This window comes from Pseudomonas sp. GW821-FHT07E12 (assembly GCF_058986605.1).
The window spans coordinates 1-19,605 of sequence record NZ_JBYSVX010000053.1 but is presented as its reverse complement, the minus strand read 5'-3'; the positions used below and the strand labels follow the sequence as shown (position 1 = coordinate 19,605).

Here is a 19,605-nt window from a genome sequence, read left to right as displayed (position 1 = left end):
TTGGTTACTTTTCTTTGCACAAGCAAAGAACAAGTGACTCGCTCCGAAGGAGCGAAAGCCTTTGCTGTTGCTGTTGCTGTTGCCTTTGCTGTTGCTGTCACCGCAACGTCAAACCCAACAAGCAACGTCCATGGATCCCCGCTTTCGCGGGGATGACGGTGGAGAGATCACGAGGAAGTCACTGGGTCCCCGCCTTCGCGGGGACGACGATAGATAGATGACTTGGAAGGCCGCGGATTGCCTCCTATACGGGCACAACGGCAAAACACCTCTACCTGCCAACATCCGATTCCAAACCACCCCAACCTCACCCGACCCAATCCGAGCCAACCCCACACCGTCACCCCCACGTAATATCCCCGCAATAGCCTGCCCAGCACTATCGGAAAGGCGTGAGGCCAATGACGGCGGGACAGACAAAGCGAACCTGGACAAGTCTGTTCGTCGAACACAGGCCCGCACTGCGCGGCTTCTTCGCCCGCCGCGGCGCCCACGAAGAGGCCGAGGACATGGTGCAGGAAACCTATCTGCGGCTGTTACGCGCGCATCAGTCGCAAGGTGAAGCCATCACCAATCCCGAGGCTTACCTGTACACCGTCGCCACCAACCTGGCGCGCGAGCAGGCCGCGCGCCGTCGCCCCTCGCCGCTGCCGATGGAAGAACTCGAGCAGCTGTCATTCGCACTGGCCACCGGCGAGGCTGCCGATGACGTGGTCGAACGCCAGCAGCGCCAGCAACGTCTGCAGGCGCTGGTCACCGACCTGCCAGCCAGTACCCGCGCGGTGCTGGTGATGCAGTACCGCGACGGGCTCAGCTACAAGCAGATCGCCGAGCGCATGGGCGTATCGCCGCATATGGTCAAGAAACACGTGGTGCGTGGACTTTCCGCCTGCCGTCGCGCGCTCGCCGACGAGATGGAGGCAGGATGAGCAGCGCGCCCATCCAGCATCCGGCCCACCTCACCCATGAGGCCGCGCACTGGCATGCCTTGCAGCGCGCAGGCGGCCTCACGCCGGAACAGCAGGCGCAGTTCATGGACTGGCTGGTGGCCTCGCCGTTGCATCTGCGCGAGTACCTGGCAGTGCAGTGCATCGCCGGTGAACTCGGCAGCGCGCTGCATGCGATGGACATCGATCTGGATGCACTGCTGGCGACCACCCCACCGACCCCGCAAGCCAACGTGGTGGCATTGCCCGTCTCGCCACGGCGTCCGGCCCGGGTCGCCTCATCACCTCAACGTCGCCACGGCATCGCCCGTGCGCTCGCCCTTGTCGCAACGCTGGCCGGCGTCGTAGTGCTGGCGCAGGGGGTCTGGCCGCGCGAACAGATACAGCAGGCCACGCGCGGCGCCCCTCGCACGTTGGTGCTCGACGACGGCACCCGTGTGCATCTCGCTGGCGACAGCGCCATCGCAGTGCGGATGGGCTGGTTGCGTCGGCACGTCGAACTGCAACGCGGCCAGGCCAGCTTCGAGGTCGCGCCCGGCCGTCGCCCGTTCGACGTGCGTGCGGCGGGGCTGCGCATCGAGGACATCGGCACCACCTTCGACGTCGCGCTACGCCACGCGCAGGCCCGCATCGATGTCGCCGAAGGCCGGGTCAAGGTATGGGACGAGCGCAAGCCGGCCACGACGCCGCTGGCGGATCTGCATGCTGGCCAGAGCGCACGCATCGCCTATCTCGATCGAGCCACGCACATCAGCAACGAAGATCCCGACACCATGACCGCGTGGTGGAACGGCCGCGTGGTGTTCCGCGACGAAACGCTGCAGGAAGTCGCCGAGCGCTTCAATCAGTTCAACCGCGTGCAACTGCGGATAGAGGATGCCGACGCGGCCGCACTGCGCCTGACCGGCAACCTGCGTGGTGGCGACATCGAGTCGCTGCTTGCGTTCCTGCATGACCAGCCCTCGCTCGATGTCCGCCGCACCAGCAGCGAACTTCTGATACGTCGCCGCGGCGCCGTATCCGTGACCCCGGCGCGCCTGTAAGAAAAAATTCATCGAAAACCGGTGCCCGACCCGCTTCGTCATCCCTCGTAGGTAGGCATGCGTGGACAAATCCCACGCGCTCTCCTACCCCACCTGGACCCGACGATGCGCAAGACGCTGTTCCTTTCGATCGCCCTCGCCCTCAATACCGGCACTGTCTTTGCCCAGGCCACGCCGCCGGCCACGCAGCAGGCCATACCGGCACAAGCGCTGGATCGCGCACTCAACCTGCTGTCGCGCCAGACCGGCCTGCAGTTTGTCTACGATGCGCATGCGGCAGGCAATCCGCAGGCCGGCGCGGTCGCACCCGGCCTGAGTGCCGAACAGGCGCTGCAGCAGCTGCTGCAGGGTACCGGCCTGCGCTACCGCTATCTCAACTCCAGCACGGTGACGATCGAAGCCGAACCGGCGAGCGCGCCGGCGGCACAGGCGGCGGACGGTCACGAAGCCCGTCCGGCCGTGACCCGCGATGCGATGCCGCAGGCCACCGATCTGGAACGCATCGAAGTCACCGGCACCTATGCCGGCAGCCTCAGCGAGCAGATGCGCCGCAAGCGCTACGCCGACAGCGTGGTGGACGTGATCGCCGCCGAGGACATCGGCAAGCTCCCGGCGCAGAACGTCGCCGAGGCCTTGCAGCGCGTGCCCGGCGTGTCGATCGTGCGTGATCGCGGCGAAGGCGTGTACGTGCGCGTGCGCGGCCTCGGCCCGAATTTCCAGGTCACCACGCTCAACGGCCAGACCATGGCGGTCAACGAGAACGTGCGCAACTCCGGGCAGACCGGTCGCCAGTTTCGCTACGACACTCTGCCGGCCGAGCTGGTGTCGGGCCTGGACGTGATCAAGAGCCCGACCGCCGATCTCGATGAAGGCGCGATCGGCGGCATCGTCAACGTGCGCACCTTTCGTCCGCTCGAACTCGGCAAGACGCTGACCAATCTCTCCATCGAATCCAGCCAGGCGCAGAAGGCCGAGTCCCACGATCCGCGCGTGTCGGGCCTGTTCAACTGGGTCAACGCCGAAGGCACTTTCGGTGTACTGATCTCCGGCGCGTATGCCGAGCGCAGCCTGCGCCAGGATCGCGTGACCGAGGTCAGCTGGAATTACTACGAGAACGGCGTGCCGGGCACCAACGGCCAGGCGCACTACGCGCCGACCGGCATCCGCCCGACGCTGGAGCTGGAAGAGCGCAAGCGCACCGGTGTAGCCGCCTCGCTGCAATGGCGCCCGACTTCGGCGCTGGAAATGACCCTGGACCTGTTCTACGCCCGCCAGAAGATCAACTACGACGAATACAGCATCGGCGTGGGCACTGACACCCTCAGCAAGATGAGCAACCTCACCGTCGCCAACGATGCCATCACCGGCTTCGACTACACCGGTGGGCAGGTGCAGATCTCGCGCGAGACCTCCGGCATCGTCGATGACAACCGCAGCGCGCGTTTCGGCACTACCTGGTCGGGCGACACCTGGACGCTGAGCGGCGTCGCGTTCCACTCGCAGGCGCACAGCTACGATTCCGATCCGATCCGCCGCACCCGCCTGCGCACCGGCAGCAACGTCAACATGCACATCGACATGCCGCAAGCCGATGGCGACAACGTGCCGGACTGGGTATTCACCAACGGCTACGATCCGACATCGACCAGCGCCACGCCAGGCCGCCGTCTTGAATGGCGCACCATCGACGCGATGGACAAGGAGGATGCGCTGCAGTTCGACGCCAACCGCGCGCTCGACGGCTCGTTTCTGCATGGCTTCAAGACCGGCGTGAAGTATCGCCAGCGTTCGCGCGACTACGACCGTGCCGACCTGATCCTCAACAGCATCAGCGGCAAGGTGTTCGATGCCAGCTATTTCACTGCGCTGCCGGTGAGCGACATGCTGTCCGGCGCCGACGGCACGCTGCCGCGCACGTGGCTGGCACCGATCGAGTCGAAGTTCTGGGGCGACTACCCTACCGCTGCCGATCTGGCCAACACGCCCAACGCCGCTGATCTGCAGAACTCCTATGAGGTGAAGGAAAAGATCGCCTCGGCTTACGCGATGGTCGATTTCGGCCACGAGCTGATCGGTCGCGAACTGCGCGGCAACGCGGGCGTGCGCGTGGTGCGCACCGAACAGACCACCGATGGCTATGCCGACCTCAACGGGGCCGCCTCGCCGGTGCATTTCGAACGCACGTATACCAAGGCCCTGCCCTCGTTCAACGCGGCATGGGATGTGCGCGATGACATGGTGGTGCGCACTTCGGCGGCCAAGGTGATGACCCGCCCCGACCTGACCGATCTGTCCTCCAAGCTCACCTTCAACTCCAGTGGCGAGATCCTCACCGCCAGCGGCGGCAATCCGGCACTGCGACCGTTCGAGGCATGGCAGTACGACCTGACCTGGGAGTGGTATGTCGACAAGACCACCGCGCTCACCGCCGGTGTGTTCTACAAGGACATCTCGCGCTTCATCCAGACCGAGATCTCCAACCTGCTGTACCAGGGCCAGATCTACCAGCTCTCATCGAAGACCAACGGCGGCCAGGCCACGGTCAAGGGTGCGGAAGTGGCCTACCAGCAGGTATTCACCGGCCTGCCGGCGCCACTGGACGGACTCGGCATGCAGCTCAACTACACCTGGACCGACAGCAAGGCACAGTATCGCGACGGCAATGATACCTTCGAAGACAAGCTCGAAGGCGTAGCGAAGAACACCTACAACGCGGTGCTGTTCTATGAGAAGGGCCCGCTGGCGGCACGATTGAGCCACAGCTGGAGCGACAAGATCCTCAACGCCGTGGGCACCGCCAACGTCGCCACGCTCAACAGCGACGCGTTCGGCAGCCTGGATGCGAACCTGTCGTACACCGTCAACGATCACCTGTCGCTGTTCGTCAACGCGATCAACCTGACCGGTGAAGTCCAGCGCCAGTACGTCGGCAACGGACTGTTCGGCGGCTATACCGACTACGGCCGCACCTGGTCGGTGGGCCTGCGCGCGCGCTTCTGACGCATCACGTGCGAGTGCGGCGAAGGCACCACACTCGCACGATCCGTCACTTCACGGCACAACGCCGTCGTTCGCGATGGCGTTGCAGCCACGGCCATGCCCGTCTTTCCGACCGGATTCATCGATGAAACCACGCGCTTCACTCATTGCGGTCTTGCTGGCCGTTGCCCTGCTGCCAACGCTCGCCTGCGCCACCACGCAGGACACGCTGGAAAAGGTCGTCGTGCTCAAGCGCCACGGCGTGCGTGCGGCGATGTCCAGTCCCGAACGGCTGGCGTCGTTTTCCGCTCGACCATGGCCACGCTTCGGCGTGCCTGCCGGCGACCTCAGCGCACACGGCGCCGAACTGGAACGCCGGTTCGGCAGTTACTACCGTGCGCGCTACCTGCAACTCGGGCTGCTGCGCGGCGATGACTGCGATCGCGTCTACTACTGGGCCAATCGCACGCAACGCACCATCGCCTCCGCCGAGGCGATGGCACAGACACTCACTCCCGGCTGCACCCAGTACATCCACCACGTTGCCGATGGCGAAAGCGATGCGATGTTCGACGGCCCCCCCGCATTGCGCTCACCTGCGGCACTGACGCTGGCACGCGCCGCACTGGCAGGACGCGTCGGTGGCGACGCGGCGGCATGGAATCGTGCGCAGCGGCTTTCGGTCGATCAACTGCAAGCGCTGCTGTTGCAATGCGATCACGTGCCATGCGCCGCCGATGCAGGCAAAGGCAAACAACGCATCGATACCGCCGTGGCAACACTGCCCGAATACGGCCAGGGCCTGCCCGAAATCGCCGGCCCCGCTGCCACCGCCTCCGGCCTCAGCGAAAGCCTGCTGATGGCCTGGGCCGACGGCGCCGACTTCGCCGCGCTCGGCTGGCACGGTCTGGACGACGCCCGCGTGATCGAAGCCTCGATCCCGCACCAGGCCGAATTTTCCCTACGCCTGCGCGCACCCGACATCGCCCGCATGGCCAGCTCGCAGATCGCCGCAAGGTTGACTGCCACGCTGCTGCAAGGCACCGGCCTCGACTCGCTGTATGCGCCAATCGATGACGACGCAGCGCTGATCGTGGTGTCCGGCCACGACGGCACACTGACACTGCTGGCCGGCCTGCTCGACCTGCACTGGCAACTGCCGGGCTACCTGCCCGATCAGGTACCGCCCGGCGGCGCGCTGGTATTCGAACGCTGGCGCCTGGCCAACGGCGAGCGCGTGCTGCGGGTGCGCTACACCGCACAGAGTCTGCAACAACTGCGCCGCAACCTACCGCTGACACTGGACGCACCTCCGCCGGAATCCGCCGTATTCGTGCCCAACTGCAGCATCGCCAGCACGCACTACGACTGTCCACTGGAGCGCTTCGCCCAGCGGATGACGCAGTTGATCGATCCCGCCTTCGTCGTACCGACACCCTGACGTCTTTTCTTCACCCCCACCGGAGAGCAACGCGATGTCGAAGTACCTGTCCCTGGCCCTTGCCGCAATCGCCCCCCTTTCACTCGCCGTCACCGCGCACGCCCAGACTCGCGCCGAGACCGGCAATCTCGACCAGTACCCGCTCAATCGCGTGCAGCTGGCCGGCTCGCACAACACCTACGACAAGAAGGACGTCTACCAGTACCTGAGCGACGCGCTCCAGGACGTGCAGATGATCGAGATCGACGCCTGGACGAATCTGGGCAGCTGGCGCGTCTCGCACAGCAACCCACTGGCCAACGTCAACAACTGCCCCAAGAACGGCCAGCCCGGCAACGACCGCAACCAGGATCTGCGCTCATGCCTGGACACCGTCGCCAGCTATCACCGCAACGCGCCGGGACACCCGCTGATCCTGGTCAAGCTGGAAATGAAGAACGGCTTCGGCAGCAACACCCAGCCGGCCGACCTGGACGAGATGATCGCCAACCTGTCTGCAAACGGCTTGAATGCACGCATCCCCGAAACCGACATCTTCACCCCGCTCAAGCTGATGTGTCGCGACAGCGCCTGCAGCAGCCGTTACGCGACCCCGGCCGAGGCACTGGCGAACAAGGAATGGCCGACGCTGCAGGAACTGCGTGGCAAGGTGATGTTCGTGATCGTGCCCGGCACCGTGTCCGACAGCGGACCACGCGATTACGCCGCCGCACTGGCATCGGGCAAAGCGCGCCTGGCCTTCCCGATGCTGATCGTCAAGGACACCACCACCGACCCCACCGCCAGCTACTACGGCGCCAACGCCGGCTGGAACGTCGCCTACGACGTACAGGCCGGCCGCCTGGACACCGGCACAATCCCCGGCACCTTGGTGCAGAGCTGGACCAGCCGCCGCTACCTGCTCAGCGTCAACGACGACGCACCGGGCGGCGATGGTGCCGACGTCACCACCGGACGCGCACGCCTGCATCAGCTCGCACGCGACTACAACGCCAATTTCGTCAATACCGACCAGGAACACACCGGTATCCCGGCCTCGTTCGTGATTCCCTGATTGCCACACTGCGATGGGCGATTCGCCATGTTATCCCCGTGCAAGCGGGGATCCAGTGGATTGTGTGATGACCCGATCATGAGTGGCTGGAGAATGGGACGCTACCTCTGAGGCACTTGGGTGATAGCGCAACCCCACAACAATTCAGCGCCTGGTTGCTGCCATTGATCTTGCCGTTGCCGTTGCCGTTGCTGTTGCTGTTGCTGTTGCTGTTGCTGTTGCTGTTGCTCGTGATTCTGCCTTTGCAGTTGCCTTGGACTTTGACTTTCCCGGGGCCCCCATCCGCAGCGACGGAGCCAGCGGGAAAAGCCCGAAGGGCGACGCACATGGATGTGCGTCGTTTTCTGCCGCGGCATGGATGCCGCGTCAGAAAATCCCGCTGGCGCAGTGCACCCGTAGCGCAGCGGAGGGCGCGAGGACTGGGGCGTGCTTTCTTTGGGTTACCTTTCTTTGCACGAGCAAAGAAAGGTGACTCGCTCCGAAGGAGCGAAAGCCTTGGCTGTTGAAGTTGCTGCAACGTCAAACCCAACAAGCAACGTCCATGGATCCCCGCCTACGCGGGGACGACGATAGATGAATGGCGTAGAAGGCACTTGGTCCCCGCCTTCGCGAGGGCAGGCTCTGCGCAGGGACGACAGTTTAAGTATCCACAACGAACGTCCCTCAATCACCCCCACACCCGCATCCACATCCACATCCATCGACCCAATGCAGCCCGAACCGGCCTATCGAGTCCGAATCAAGATCGAGCCCGAATCGAACCAAACCCCAGCAACAGCCCCCACAAACATCCACACGCACAAAACACCAACCACCAAGCCCCCATCCCACCGCAATGCAGCATTGCAATTCCGATATACCCCAGACCCGTTAAGTCATTGGTCTCCCATCACCCCCATCTTCTACGCTGCGCTGCGCTCCCGGGTTTCCCGGTGTGCGGTCTGGCGGGAAGCCCTGCGGCTGCGCCCACCTCGCCCATCGTCCATCGCAGCCGCATGCGTGCACGCCCAGGCGTGCGCCTGGAGATGCGATCCCAATGGCAGGACCGATCGGAACCACCGCTACCGCCACCACTCAGACCAATCCCACAGCACAGGCCTCCAGCTACCGCCCGGCGCTGATGCTGCTGGCCTCGCTGTTCTTCATGTGGGGCTTCGTCACCGTCATCAACAACACGCTGCTGCCGCATCTGCGCAGCGTGTTCGAGCTGTCGTACCTGCAAGCCACACTGATCGAGTCGGTCTGGTTCATCGCCTACTTCTTCGCCTCGCTGCCGTCGGCGCGCTTGATCGAGCGGATCGGCTACCAGCGCGCACTGGTGATCGGCCTGGGCATCATGGCGGTGGGCGCACTGGGCATGATCCCGGCCGCGCGGCTGCCGTCCTATGCGATCACGCTAGGCTCGCTGTTCGTCATCGCCAGCGGCATCACCTTGTTGCAGGTCGCCGCCAATCCCTATGTCGCGGTCATCGGCACGCCTGAGACTGCGTCCTCGCGGCTCAACCTGGTACAGGCGTTCAACTCGGCCGGGACCACGCTGGCGCCGTTGTTCGGCGGTTATCTGATCCTGGGCCGCTCAGCCTCCGGCACCGTCGTCGGCGATGCGGTGCTGTCCCCGGCCCAGCGTCTGGCCGACGCGCAATCAGTGCAACTGCCCTACCTCATCGTCGCGGCGGTATTGATCGTGCTGGCGATCGTGATCGCACGCTTCCCACTGCCAGCCCTCGGGCAGTCCACACAGCGCGTCACGCGCGAGGAACGCGCCCGGCATTCATTGTGGAAGCATCGCAACCTGGTGCTCGGCATCCCGGCGATCTTCATCTATCTCATCGCCGAGATCGGCGTATCCAACCTCTTCATCAACTTCGTCTCGCAGCCGCAGATCGGCAATCTCACCCATCAACAGGCTTCGCATTATCTGTTCCTGCTGTGGGGCGGGATGATGGTGGGCCGCTTCATCGGCAGCGCGTTGATGCGCAAGATCCCCGCCGAGACCGTGCTTGCGCTGTTTGCGATCGGCGCATTCGTGACGATGCTGGTGACGGTCTTCACCACCGGCGCGGTGGCAATGTGGGCGCTGATCGCGGTGGGGCTGTTCCACTCGATCATGTTTCCGACCCTGTTCGCGCTGGGTATCCGCGGCCTGGGCCCGCTTACCGAGGAAGGCGCCGGCCTGCTGGTCATGGCCATCGCCGGCGGCGCGCTGGTGGCGGTGCAAGGCTGGCTTGCCGATGCCTACGGCCTGCAGAACGCATTCGTGCTGACCGCAATCTGCGAGCTGTACGTGCTGTTCTATGCGCTGTGGGGTGCGCGGGTGACGGTACGGGAGTGATGCATCCAACCCGTAGGAGCGGCTTAAGCCGCGATGGGGCTTTACCAGTAACGCCCCATCGCGGCTTAAGCCGCTCCTACGGGTACCTAGCTTATTTTTCCAATGCAATCTGCTCCACGCTGGGCCAACCATCGGCGTCCCAGCTCATCGGCAGCACGTGCAACTTGGGTAGGCCGTTGTCGCGCGCGTCATAGGCGTGGAACACCAGATAGTCCTTGCCATCAAAGGTGTACGCGCTGTTGTGGCCGGGGCCGACCCAGCGCTGGGTGCCGTGCAGCACTTCGGTGCCGCCGCCGTGGTCCATGCGTCGGCCGTCGCGATCCAGATATGGGCCGCGCACGTCGCGCGAGCGGCCGACCACGATCTTGTAATCGCTCTTCAATCCGCGACAGCAGTGGTCCCACGAGGCGAACAGGTAATACCAGCCGCCGTGCGTGAACACGAACGGGGCTTCGATCGCGCCCGGCTCCGGCTCGGCATCGTCGGTCTGCCACGGGCGCTCGCGCCGGGCCAGCGTGTGCCATTCCTGCGGCTCGGCCAGGTGCAGGCGATCCGGTGCCAGCTTGGCCAGTTTCAAGCCGCCCCAGAACGAACCGAACGCCAGCCACGGGGTGCCGTCGGTGCCCTCGATCAGATTGGGATCGATCGCGTTCCAGGCATCGCGATACGGTTGTGAGCGCACCACGATGCCGTGATCGACCCATTTGAACTTCGGGTCGGACGGATCGAGCGTGGTGTTGGTCGCCACACCGATCGCCGAGGTGTTCTTGCCGCCGGTCGATATCGAGTAGTACAGCGTGTAGACGCCGTCATGGAACGACACGTCCGGCGCCCAGATGTGGCCATTGAAGTCCGGCACGATGCCGTAGGCCCAGTCCGGAATCCTGGCGAATACCGGCGCCTCGGCCTTCCAGGTCTTCAGGTTCTTCGAGCTGTAGACGCTGATGCCGGGGCCGGTGATGAACAGGTACCAGGTCTTGCCCTGCTGGATCATCACCGGGTCGTGCGCGAGCACGTCGGCCGAGTAGCCCTTCTTCGGCTTGGCGACCGGTGGTGCGGCCATCATGTCGCTGTTGTCGGCCGGTGCCTGTTGCGCGAACGCGGGTACGATCATTGCGGTCGCCAGCGCCAACAGCACGCGGCTGGCCAGACGCGCCGGCCTCACAGCGTCACCTCACGCAGCGGACGGCCGAACACCGGCATGCCCTGCGCATCCCATTGCAGCGGCTGCATGCACATCTGGCGATCGGGGTTCCACAGCGGGTCGCCTTCGATCTCGCGATAGTTGCGGGCGTGGTAGACCATCAGATCGGTGGCACCGTCTTCGGTGGTGGTGAAGCTGTTGTGGCCGGGCCCGAACACCTTGCGCTCGACATCGGTGACGAACACCGGCGTTGGCGACTTGTGCCAGCTGGCCGGATCGAGCAGATCAGCCTCCGCGTCCACCCACAGCAGGCCGACCGCGTAACGCTCATCGGTGGCGCTGGCCGAGTAGCTGACGAATACCTTGCCGTTGCGGATCAACACCGCGGGACCTTCGTTGACCAGGAAGCCCTGCACTTCCCAATCGAACTCAGGCTTGGTCAGCAGCACCGGTGTGCCACCCAGCGTGGTCGGCGTCGCCAGCGGCGCGATATAGAGGTTGGAGTTGCCGGCGATATCCGGATGCTTCTGCGCCCACAGGTAGTAGCGCTGGCCCTTGTGCTCGAACGAGGTCGCGTCCAGGCAGAACGCATCGATGCCGCTGTCGACACGGCCGACGAATTCCCATTCGCCCTGCATCGGATCGTTCGACGGATTACGCAGCGCGTACATGCGGTGCTGGAACAAGCCGTCCTTGATTTCGCGCGACGGCGCGGCGGCGAAGTAGACGTACCACGCATCGTCGAAGCGATGGATCTCCGGTGCCCAGATCAACGAACTGGCCGGACCGTCGGCCGGTGCGCGCCACAAGGTCTTTTCTTCGGCATCCTTCAACCCGGCCAGTGTCGGCGCGCGGCGCAACACCACGCGGTCGTATTCCGGCACCGAGGCGGTGAAGTGATAGTGGTCGTCGTGGCGCAGCACGAACGGATCGGCGCGGTGGACGATGAAGGGGTTGGAGAACGAAAACGTCATGTCGGGCATTCCGTGGTGCGTGCGGTGAAAGCGTCGTGCGTGGGCTCGGATTCGGGATCCGGCGTCTCTTCGACGATCTGCGCCTTGAGCTGGCGGTAGTAGTCGTCGGTGATGCGATACAGGAACATCAACCCGCCCATCAGCACGTGGAACGCGCCGGAAATGACGGTGAGCATCAACGCGATGCCGTTGAGGGTGAATGCGCTCTGCGGCTGGTCGGGCACGTAGTTGAAGCCGGCCAGCAGCCAACCGACGATCGCGCCGGCTATGCCCATGCCGGCCTTCTGGCAGAACGAGATGCCACCGAACGACAACCCCGCCACGCGCTTGCCACTGCGTGCGTGACCGTAGTCCACCGCCTCGGCGATTGCCGACCAGAACACCGGCGCGTGCAGATCCACCACCAGGCTGATCAGGAAATACATCACGAACGCCAGCACCACATCGCCCGGCTTGACCAGCAGGTACATCGCCACGCTGAGTACGCCCACTACCAGCTGGCTGTAGCGGAACAGCTTGACCTTGCAATAGACCTTGGTGATCCAGGTGGACACCACCATCGCCAGGATCGCCGCGACCACGCCGGTCGCCATGAACGCGGACATCATCGCCGCGTTGCCGCCCAGGTAGTACTTGGCGTAATAGACCGCAACCGAACCACGCACCACGTAGCCGATGGTGCCGACGATACAGACCGCGCCCAGGATCAGCCACTGGTCGTTGCGCAGCAGCAGGCGGATCTGCTCGCGCAGCGGCTTGCGCTCGACCTGGTGCTGGATGCGCTCGGTGGTGGAGAAGAAGCAGAACAGGAACAGCACCGTCGCCAGCAATCCCATCAGGCCCATCGCCCACTTGTAGCCGTCGGCCAGATGCCCGCCGCCCCACACCACGGCCAGTTGCGGCACCACGATGGTGACCAGGAAGGCGGCCACCTTGGCGAAGAACAACCGATAGCCATTGGCCGACAACCGCTCCTGCGGATCGGCCGTCAGCACGCCGATCAACGAGATGTACGGGATGGTCACCGCAGTGAACACCAGCATCACCAGCAGATACGTGGAGTAGGCCCACACCAGCTTGAGGTTGTAGGACACATCCGGCGTGGTGAAGGTCAGGAACACCGAGATGCCGAACGGCACCGCCATCACCAGAAAGTATGGCCGGTAGCGGCCCCAGCGCGTGGTGTGGCGATCGGTGAACATGCCCATCGCCGGGTCGGCGAAGGCATCGATCAGGCGCACCACGATGAACAGCAATGCCACGTCCTGCGGCTTGAGCCCGTACACGTCGGTGTAGAAGAACGTGATGATCAGCATCATCGACGAGATCACGACGTTGACCGCCATGTCGCCGGCGCCGTAACCGAGCTTCTCGACTACGGAAAGTTTGTGGGTGTGCATGTGCCCCTCCTCTTCAAAGCGCACGCGGGAATCTGGAAACGCCACCGGTGCCCTCCACCGCGACGCACGGGAATCGGTTCAATCCAATTGCAGTACGAACCCTCCCCGGGCAGGCAGTTGCAGATCGAGCGGCTTGCCGGCCGCCAGTTCGATACGACGATGCGAGAATCCGAGTGCGTCGTTACCGTTGGTGATCAAGGTTCCGCGCACAGGCCCGGTGCCAAGTGCGCCCAGATCCAGCGACAACCTGCGCGGCTTCGTATCGGCGTTGATGCCTGATACGAACCAGTGGCCGGCGCCCTGACGCGCGAACACCGCGTAGCGTCCGGGCCAACCGTCGATAAAGCGGCTGTCATCCCACGAAGGTGGCAACGCCTTCAGGAACCCGCGCACATACTCCGGTGCCTGCGCCATGCCCTCGGGCGTTTCGGCGTAGTGCTGGATGCCGGAGACGAACAGCACCGACTCGGCCAGTTCGAACGGCGCAGTGGTGCGACGCTGCACGCGGTCGTTGAGCTTGACCAATGCCATCGGGGTGAAGTCCATCGGATCGAACACGTTGCGCGCGAACGGCAACGTCGCCGCATGCGCCGGCACCTGGTCGGCGTTGACCTGTTCGAAGGTGGCGAACTCCAGCCCGCGCACCGACTCCATCGTCATCAGGTTCGGCCAGGTGCGCTGCCAACCACGCGGCAGCGTGGCGCCGTGGAAATTGATCTGGAAACCGTACGGCGCCGCGTCGCGCAGGATGTCCAGGTAGTAGGCGATCATCGAAGAACCGTCGCCACCGAAGAAATCGATCTTCAGCCCGGCCACGCCCATCGCCTTGAGCTGCTCGAACTGGCGGATGCGGCTGGCGTGATCGAGCAACTGCCCACGCGGCGTCTGCGGCGCTTCGTTCCATGCACCGGCCGAGTTGTACCAGACCAGGATCGCCACACCCTTGCTGCGTGCGTAGTCGACCAGTTCGCGCATGCGATCGATGCCGATCTGGCTGTCCCACATCGAGTCGATCAGCGTGTAGCCCCAACCCATCGAGGCGGCGTAATCGATGTAGCGCTTCTGCACGTCGTAGACGGTGAACTCGTCGCCCATCAGCGGCCAGCTCCACGAGGCCTTGCCGGGATGCGGCGCGGCCGGCAGCGCCGGATCGGGCGGATCGGCCAGATCGGTACCGAGCGTGGAATCGGCGACGGTCGCCAGACTGCCGACCGCGATGATCCGCCACGGCGAATGCCACGGATACGACTCGATCCAGGGATCGGAAGCGCCACCGGGCACGACCTCGCGCGGATCCGGGAAGCCGATGCGGTACTCGCCGGCGCTGGCACCATCGAGCAAGCGGCTGCCAGCATCGCCACGACGCAACGAACCCTCGCTCAGCAGAATCCAATCGTCGCCCGCATGGAACAGCGCCGGGAACACCCAGCCCACACCCAATGGCGACGCCGTACCGACCGGCACATCCTGCAGGTAATACTCCTCGTAGGAGGGATTGGTCTGCGCGAAACCGGTCCGCGCCACCGACATCGGTTGCAACCAGCCATGTGCTTTGTTCGGCAGACGGAACGTCGCTGCGTCACTGCGCAGTGTTCGCATCCCCGGCACCGCCCCGGGCAATGCGTAGCGGAACGCCGCACCGTCGTTGGATACCTGCCAGACCACGTCCAGTTGCTGGCCCTGGTCACCATGCCAATGGAACACGCGGCGATTGGCGCGGTAGTGGTTCTCGCGGCGCTTGCCGGATAGCAGCTGGTAGTCGTCACTGACGGGCTCGGATGCATCGACCCCCTTGAACGTCAGTCCGTGCGAAAGGTCGGCGCCCTCGCCTACCAGTCCCAGTGGCGAAGCGGCAATCACCTCGCGCTTCTGCCGTAATAGGCGATACGTGGGGCGACCTTCCGCATCGCGCGACATCTCCACACGCAGCTGCCCGTCCGGACTTTCCACCGTGCCCAACACCTCGGCCAGCGCAGGCCACGACACCGCCGTCAGCAGCCCGGCGATGCACCATGCGCGCACGCGGCGCGTCAGAACTGCGGATTCTTTTCCCATTGCGGCCTCACTCTGCAATACACGGCGTAACGTTCATGACCGATGCGATACAGCGGCACCAGTTCCAGTGGGCCTTCGATGCCCTCGGCCGAGAAACGCAGTGCGGACTCGTCCTTTGTCTCTACCCACGACTTTTCCGGTGCGAAGTACGTAGTCGGCAGTTGCCGACCCACGATGCGATTGAGCGAGGGCCGCTGATCGGCCACGTGCAGTTGCTCTGCCGGAATGCCATCGCTGCCCATGCGCGCGGCCAGCACCAGTGGGCCGTACATCATTGCCTGCAACGAGGGCTCGTCCGGCAGCGGTGCAGCGTGCAATGCCATCGGCAGGCGCAGGCCAATCCGGTCACCATCGGCCCAGCGGCGGCGCAACGTCGCGTAACTTCCGGGTTCAAGCTTGAGATCCTGGCGCTCGCCGTTGATGCTCAGCTCAGCACCACTGGCCCAGTACGGAATACGCAACCTCAGCGCAAACTCGCTCGGCCGCTTCATCGCCAGTTCCAGCGTGCTGCCCTGCTCATCCGGGAAGCGCGTGCGCTGAAGCAGGCGGACGCCGCGCTCGCGCCAATCCAACTGCGAGGCGATGTAGAGATTGACGGTCAGCCCGTCATCGTCGTGGAAGTAGATCGTGTCCTGCAGCTTGGCGAAGTCCTCCGCGCCGGTGCCGGTGCAGCACCAGAACGAATCGAACGGCGTGTTGAACAGCTTCCAGTAACCGGCATCCATCGGCACGAAGTACATCATCATGCCGGCCTCGTCCTGGGTGCCCAGGCGGGCGTTGAACAACGCGCGCTCGTAGTAATCCATCAGCGCTGCATCCGGCGCCCAGCCATACAGATGACGGGTCAGCTTGAGCAGGTTGTAGGTGCAGCAGCACTCGTGGCTGTGCCCGGAAAGGCGCCCGGCGAAATGATCCGGGCGGCCGAAATGCTCGTAATCGCTGGTGCCACCGGTGCAATAGGCGTGGTGATCGGTGACCGTCTTCCAGAAGAACTCGGAGAGGTCGCGCTGGCGCGCGTCACCGCTGATCTCGTAAGCACGCGCGGCAGCGACGATCTTCGGAATCTGGGTGTTGGCATGCAGGCCGTCGAGCGCATCGCGATGCTGCTCCAGCGGCTGCAACAGGCTGTGCTGTTCGAAGCGCGTCGCCCAACGCTGGTACTTGGGATCGCCATCGAGCGCGTACAACTCCAGCAGCGACTCCTGCACACCGCCGAACTCGACCTTGAGAATTTCCTGCCAGCGCGCGTCGTCGAAACCGTCCATCCATGCACCCAGCCAATCCGCCAACCGCTGCGCGCTGCGATAGGCCTGCGCGTTGCCGCACAGCCGTGCCATGTCGAGATGCCCGGCAAGCAGCTTGTGCAGCGTGTAGATCGGTACCCACACCTCATCGCCACGGCCAAGACGATCGTAGAAGTCGGAGGGATAGGCGCCTAGGTAGCCATCTTCACGCTGGCACCTGGCCAATCCGGCCACCAGCGCATCGGCCTTGCGCCGCACCGCCTCGTCACCGGTGGAGGCGTATAGCAACGCGCACGCCGACAGGTAGTGGCCGCCAGCAAAGTGGCCACGGATCTCGCAATGCGGCGATTCCCAACCACCCAGCGGCTGCGCGCTGGACGGCAGACCCGCGGTGATGCGGAAGCAATGCAGCAACCGCTCGTTCGGGATCGACATCAGAAAGCCGCGGCAACGCTCGCGCGCCTGCAGGAACGGCCCATCCAGCAGTTGCACCCGGTCCAGCGCGAATGGCTGTTCACGCCAACGCACCTTGTCGGCCACCGCCGGCTTGCGCCCCGGCGCGACTTCCGCTCCCGCGTCCTGCGGGATACCGGCGGCCAGCGCGGCGGCGCTCATGCCACCGGCAAGGAGGAAGCTGCGGCGATCCAGCACAAGGCCAGCGGATTGCTGCGACGTCATGGTCATCCTGCGTCTCCCTGTCTACGCTGACGACTGGCGAACACGCGCTGCAACAGGCAGAACACCAGCAACAGCACGCCGATGGCGATACGCGTCCACCACGAACTGAGGGTGCCATCGAACACGATCAGGGTCTGGATCAATCCCAGGATCAGCACGCCGAACAACGTGCCCAATACGTAACCGCTGCCGCCGGCCAGCAACGTGCCGCCGATCACCACCGCGGCGATCGCATCCAGTTCCATGCCCAACGCATGCAGGCTGTAGCCGCTGAGCATGTAGAAGGTGTACACCACACCGGCCAGCGCTGCGCAGAACCCGCTCAGCGCGTACACGCGCACCTGCGTGGAGGCGACCGGCAAGCCCATCAACACCGCCGACTGCTCATTGCCGCCGATCGCATACACGGTGCGGCCAAACCGTGTGAATCCGGCCAGCACTACGCCCGCCACGACCACGATCAACGCCACCACCGCACCGACCGACAACGAGGCACCCAAGCCCACCGGCAGGCGCAGACTGGCGACCGCGACGTAGAACGGGTGATCGATATTGATCGAATCGACGCTGATCAACGTCGCCGCGCCGCGCGCGAGGAACATCCCGGCCAGCGTCACCACGAACGGCTGCAGGCGATAGCGCTGGATCAGCGTACCCATCAGCGCACCGAAGCCGGTTCCGAGCAGCAGCACCAATGGAATCGCCGCCAGCGGATGCCAGCCGTGGCGCTGCACCAGCGCCGCCGACAGCACCGTGGTGAAGGCGATCACCGCACCGACTGACAGATCAATGCCGCCGGTAAGAATCACGAACGTCATGCCGACCGCGACAATCAGCAGGAACGCGTTGTCGATCAGCAGATTGAGGAACACCTGCGGCGACAGGAACCCGTCGTAGAGCACGCCACCGGCCGCGGACATCGCCACGAACAGCGCGATCGTCACAGCCAGCGACAGGTAACGCGGATCACGCCAAAGCCGCAGCAGACCACCCGACGCAGGCACCACCGGAATCGCACTCATCGCCCGCCCTCCCGCGTCGGCCGCACCACCCAGCCGCGCACGCTGCGACGGAACTCGGCCGATTGCAGCAGCATCATCGCGAACACCAGCACCGCCTTGACCACCAGGTTGACCTGCGGCGGCACCCCGATCGCGTAGATCGTCGACGTCAGCGTCTGGATGATCAACGCACCGACCAGGCTACCGGCAAGGCTGAAACGCCCACCGCTGAGCAGCGTACCGCCCAGGCTGACTGCCAGGATTGCGTCCAGTTCAAGCAACTGCCCGGCGTTGTTGGCATCGGCGCTGGCGACGTTGGAACTGACCAGCAATCCCGCCAACCCGGCACTGAACCCGCAGAACACATACAGCACCAGCGTGATCACCCGTGCCCGCACACCGGCTACATGCGCCGCCAGCGGGTTATGCCCGATCGCGCGCACGAACAGGCCAAGCGCACTGCGGCCGAGCAATAGTTGCAGTCCCACGAACACCGCGGCGACCACGAACAACGAGAACGGCAACCCGAACAGGAATCCATTGCCGAGGAACGCATACGGTTCGTAATAGATGGTCAGGATCTGGCCGTCACTGATCAGCTGGGCGACACCGCGCCCGGCCACCATCAGGATCAGCGTGGCGATGATCGGCTGCATGCCGGCCTTGACCACAAGCAGCCCGTTCCACAACCCGCACAACGCCGCCACCGCCAACGCCGCACCGATCGCCGCGACCAGCGGCAGCAGACCCTGCCCACTGGTACCACCTTGCAGTCGCGCAATCGTCCACGCCGCCACCGTCGCCGCGATCGCCAGCACCGCACCGACCGAAATATCCAGCCCACGCACCGCGATCACCAGCGTCATACCGAGCGACACAAGTACCAACGGCGCGGCACGATTACCGATATCGACGAGATTCCCGTAGAGATGCCCATCGCGCCATTCCAGCGCCAGGAAGCCGGGATTGAACACACCGTTGCCGACCAGCAGCAACACCAGCGTCAACAGCGGCCAGAACAGCGGCTGCGCCATGTAGCCCTGCAGTCGCTGCCGCCAACGCGGCGCTACCGGCAACGGAGAAGAAGACGTCATCTCGTTCATAACCTCACGATGCCCCGGCACGAATCGACGCGCATGAGCAAGCTGTTGCTGTTGCTGTTGCTGTTGCTCGTGATTTTGCTGTAGATCTTCAGCTTTTGACTTACCGGGGCCCCTGCCGCAGCGGCGGAGACGACGGGAATAACCCGAAGGGCGACGTGCATGGATGCACGTCGTTTTCTGCCGCGGCATGGATGCCGCGTCAGAAAATCC

Annotated in this window: 14 protein-coding genes; 6 read left to right on the top strand and 8 right to left on the bottom strand. The window is 64.5% G+C overall.

Annotation, left to right across the window (positions count from 1 at the left end):
- The first annotated feature begins 401 nt into the window (after nt 1-401).
- The 6 genes from AC3WJE_RS19690 (at nt 402) to AC3WJE_RS19665 (ending at nt 9,796) form a co-directional block, all read left to right on the top strand.
- The gene (locus AC3WJE_RS19690) at nt 402-929 is read left to right on the top strand and encodes an RNA polymerase sigma factor (RefSeq protein WP_493732534.1); all 528 of its coding nucleotides are present in this window, start codon (nt 402-404) and stop codon (nt 927-929) included.
- A complete protein-coding gene (locus AC3WJE_RS19685; RefSeq protein ID WP_493732533.1) occupies nt 926-1,990 on the top strand; it encodes a FecR family protein in 1,065 nt (354 codons plus the stop codon). Before AC3WJE_RS19690 ends, AC3WJE_RS19685 begins: the two co-directional genes overlap by 4 nt.
- Before the next feature lie 105 nt (nt 1,991-2,095).
- Nucleotides 2,096-4,990 carry a TonB-dependent receptor gene (locus tag AC3WJE_RS19680; protein WP_493732532.1) on the top strand — a complete coding sequence of 965 codons (2,895 nt, stop codon included), beginning with the start codon at nt 2,096-2,098 and terminating at the stop codon, nt 4,988-4,990.
- Nucleotides 4,991-5,114: 124 nt separating this feature from the next.
- Nucleotides 5,115-6,410, top strand: a complete 1,296-nt coding sequence (locus tag AC3WJE_RS19675) for a histidine-type phosphatase (protein ID WP_493732531.1) — start codon at nt 5,115-5,117, stop codon at nt 6,408-6,410.
- 34 nt (nt 6,411-6,444) lie between these two features.
- On the top strand, nt 6,445-7,464 hold the full coding sequence (locus tag AC3WJE_RS19670; protein WP_493732530.1) for a Ca2+-dependent phosphoinositide-specific phospholipase C: 1,020 nt from the start codon (nt 6,445-6,447) through the stop codon (nt 7,462-7,464).
- A 1,036-nt stretch (nt 7,465-8,500) separates the two neighbouring features.
- A complete protein-coding gene (locus tag AC3WJE_RS19665; RefSeq protein ID WP_493732529.1) occupies nt 8,501-9,796 on the top strand; it encodes a sugar MFS transporter in 1,296 nt (431 codons plus the stop codon).
- A 91-nt stretch (nt 9,797-9,887) separates the two neighbouring features.
- On the opposite strand, the gene AC3WJE_RS19660 is transcribed toward AC3WJE_RS19665, so the two are convergent.
- The 8 genes from AC3WJE_RS19660 to AC3WJE_RS19625 all read right to left on the bottom strand — a co-directional run.
- Nucleotides 9,888-10,961, bottom strand: coding sequence for an arabinan endo-1,5-alpha-L-arabinosidase (locus AC3WJE_RS19660; protein WP_493732528.1), 1,074 nt, complete (start codon nt 10,959-10,961; stop codon nt 9,888-9,890).
- Entirely contained in the window at nt 10,958-11,914 is a 957-nt protein-coding gene (locus AC3WJE_RS19655; protein ID WP_493732527.1) for a glycoside hydrolase family 43 protein, read from the bottom strand. The genes AC3WJE_RS19660 and AC3WJE_RS19655 overlap by 4 nt, the downstream gene beginning before the upstream one ends.
- Complete coding sequence (locus AC3WJE_RS19650; RefSeq protein ID WP_493732526.1) at nt 11,911-13,314, bottom strand: MFS transporter; 1,404 nt, start codon at nt 13,312-13,314, stop codon at nt 11,911-11,913. The genes AC3WJE_RS19655 and AC3WJE_RS19650 overlap by 4 nt, the downstream gene beginning before the upstream one ends.
- Before the next feature lie 78 nt (nt 13,315-13,392).
- Nucleotides 13,393-15,369 (bottom strand): glycoside hydrolase family 97 protein, encoded by a 1,977-nt coding sequence (locus AC3WJE_RS19645; protein ID WP_493732525.1) that lies wholly within the window; start codon nt 15,367-15,369, stop codon nt 13,393-13,395.
- A complete protein-coding gene (locus tag AC3WJE_RS19640; RefSeq protein ID WP_493732524.1) occupies nt 15,345-17,297 on the bottom strand; it encodes a glycoside hydrolase family 127 protein in 1,953 nt (650 codons plus the stop codon). Before AC3WJE_RS19640 ends, AC3WJE_RS19645 begins: the two co-directional genes overlap by 25 nt.
- Nucleotides 17,294-18,313, bottom strand: coding sequence for a galactofuranose ABC transporter, permease protein YjfF (yjfF, locus tag AC3WJE_RS19635; protein WP_493732523.1), 1,020 nt, complete (start codon nt 18,311-18,313; stop codon nt 17,294-17,296). Before yjfF ends, AC3WJE_RS19640 begins: the two co-directional genes overlap by 4 nt.
- Complete coding sequence (locus AC3WJE_RS19630; RefSeq protein ID WP_493732522.1) at nt 18,310-19,386, bottom strand: ABC transporter permease; 1,077 nt, start codon at nt 19,384-19,386, stop codon at nt 18,310-18,312. Before AC3WJE_RS19630 ends, yjfF begins: the two co-directional genes overlap by 4 nt.
- A 5-nt stretch (nt 19,387-19,391) precedes the next feature.
- A partial coding sequence (locus tag AC3WJE_RS19625; protein ID WP_493732521.1) for a hypothetical protein occupies nt 19,392-19,605 on the bottom strand: 214 nt, incomplete at its 5' end.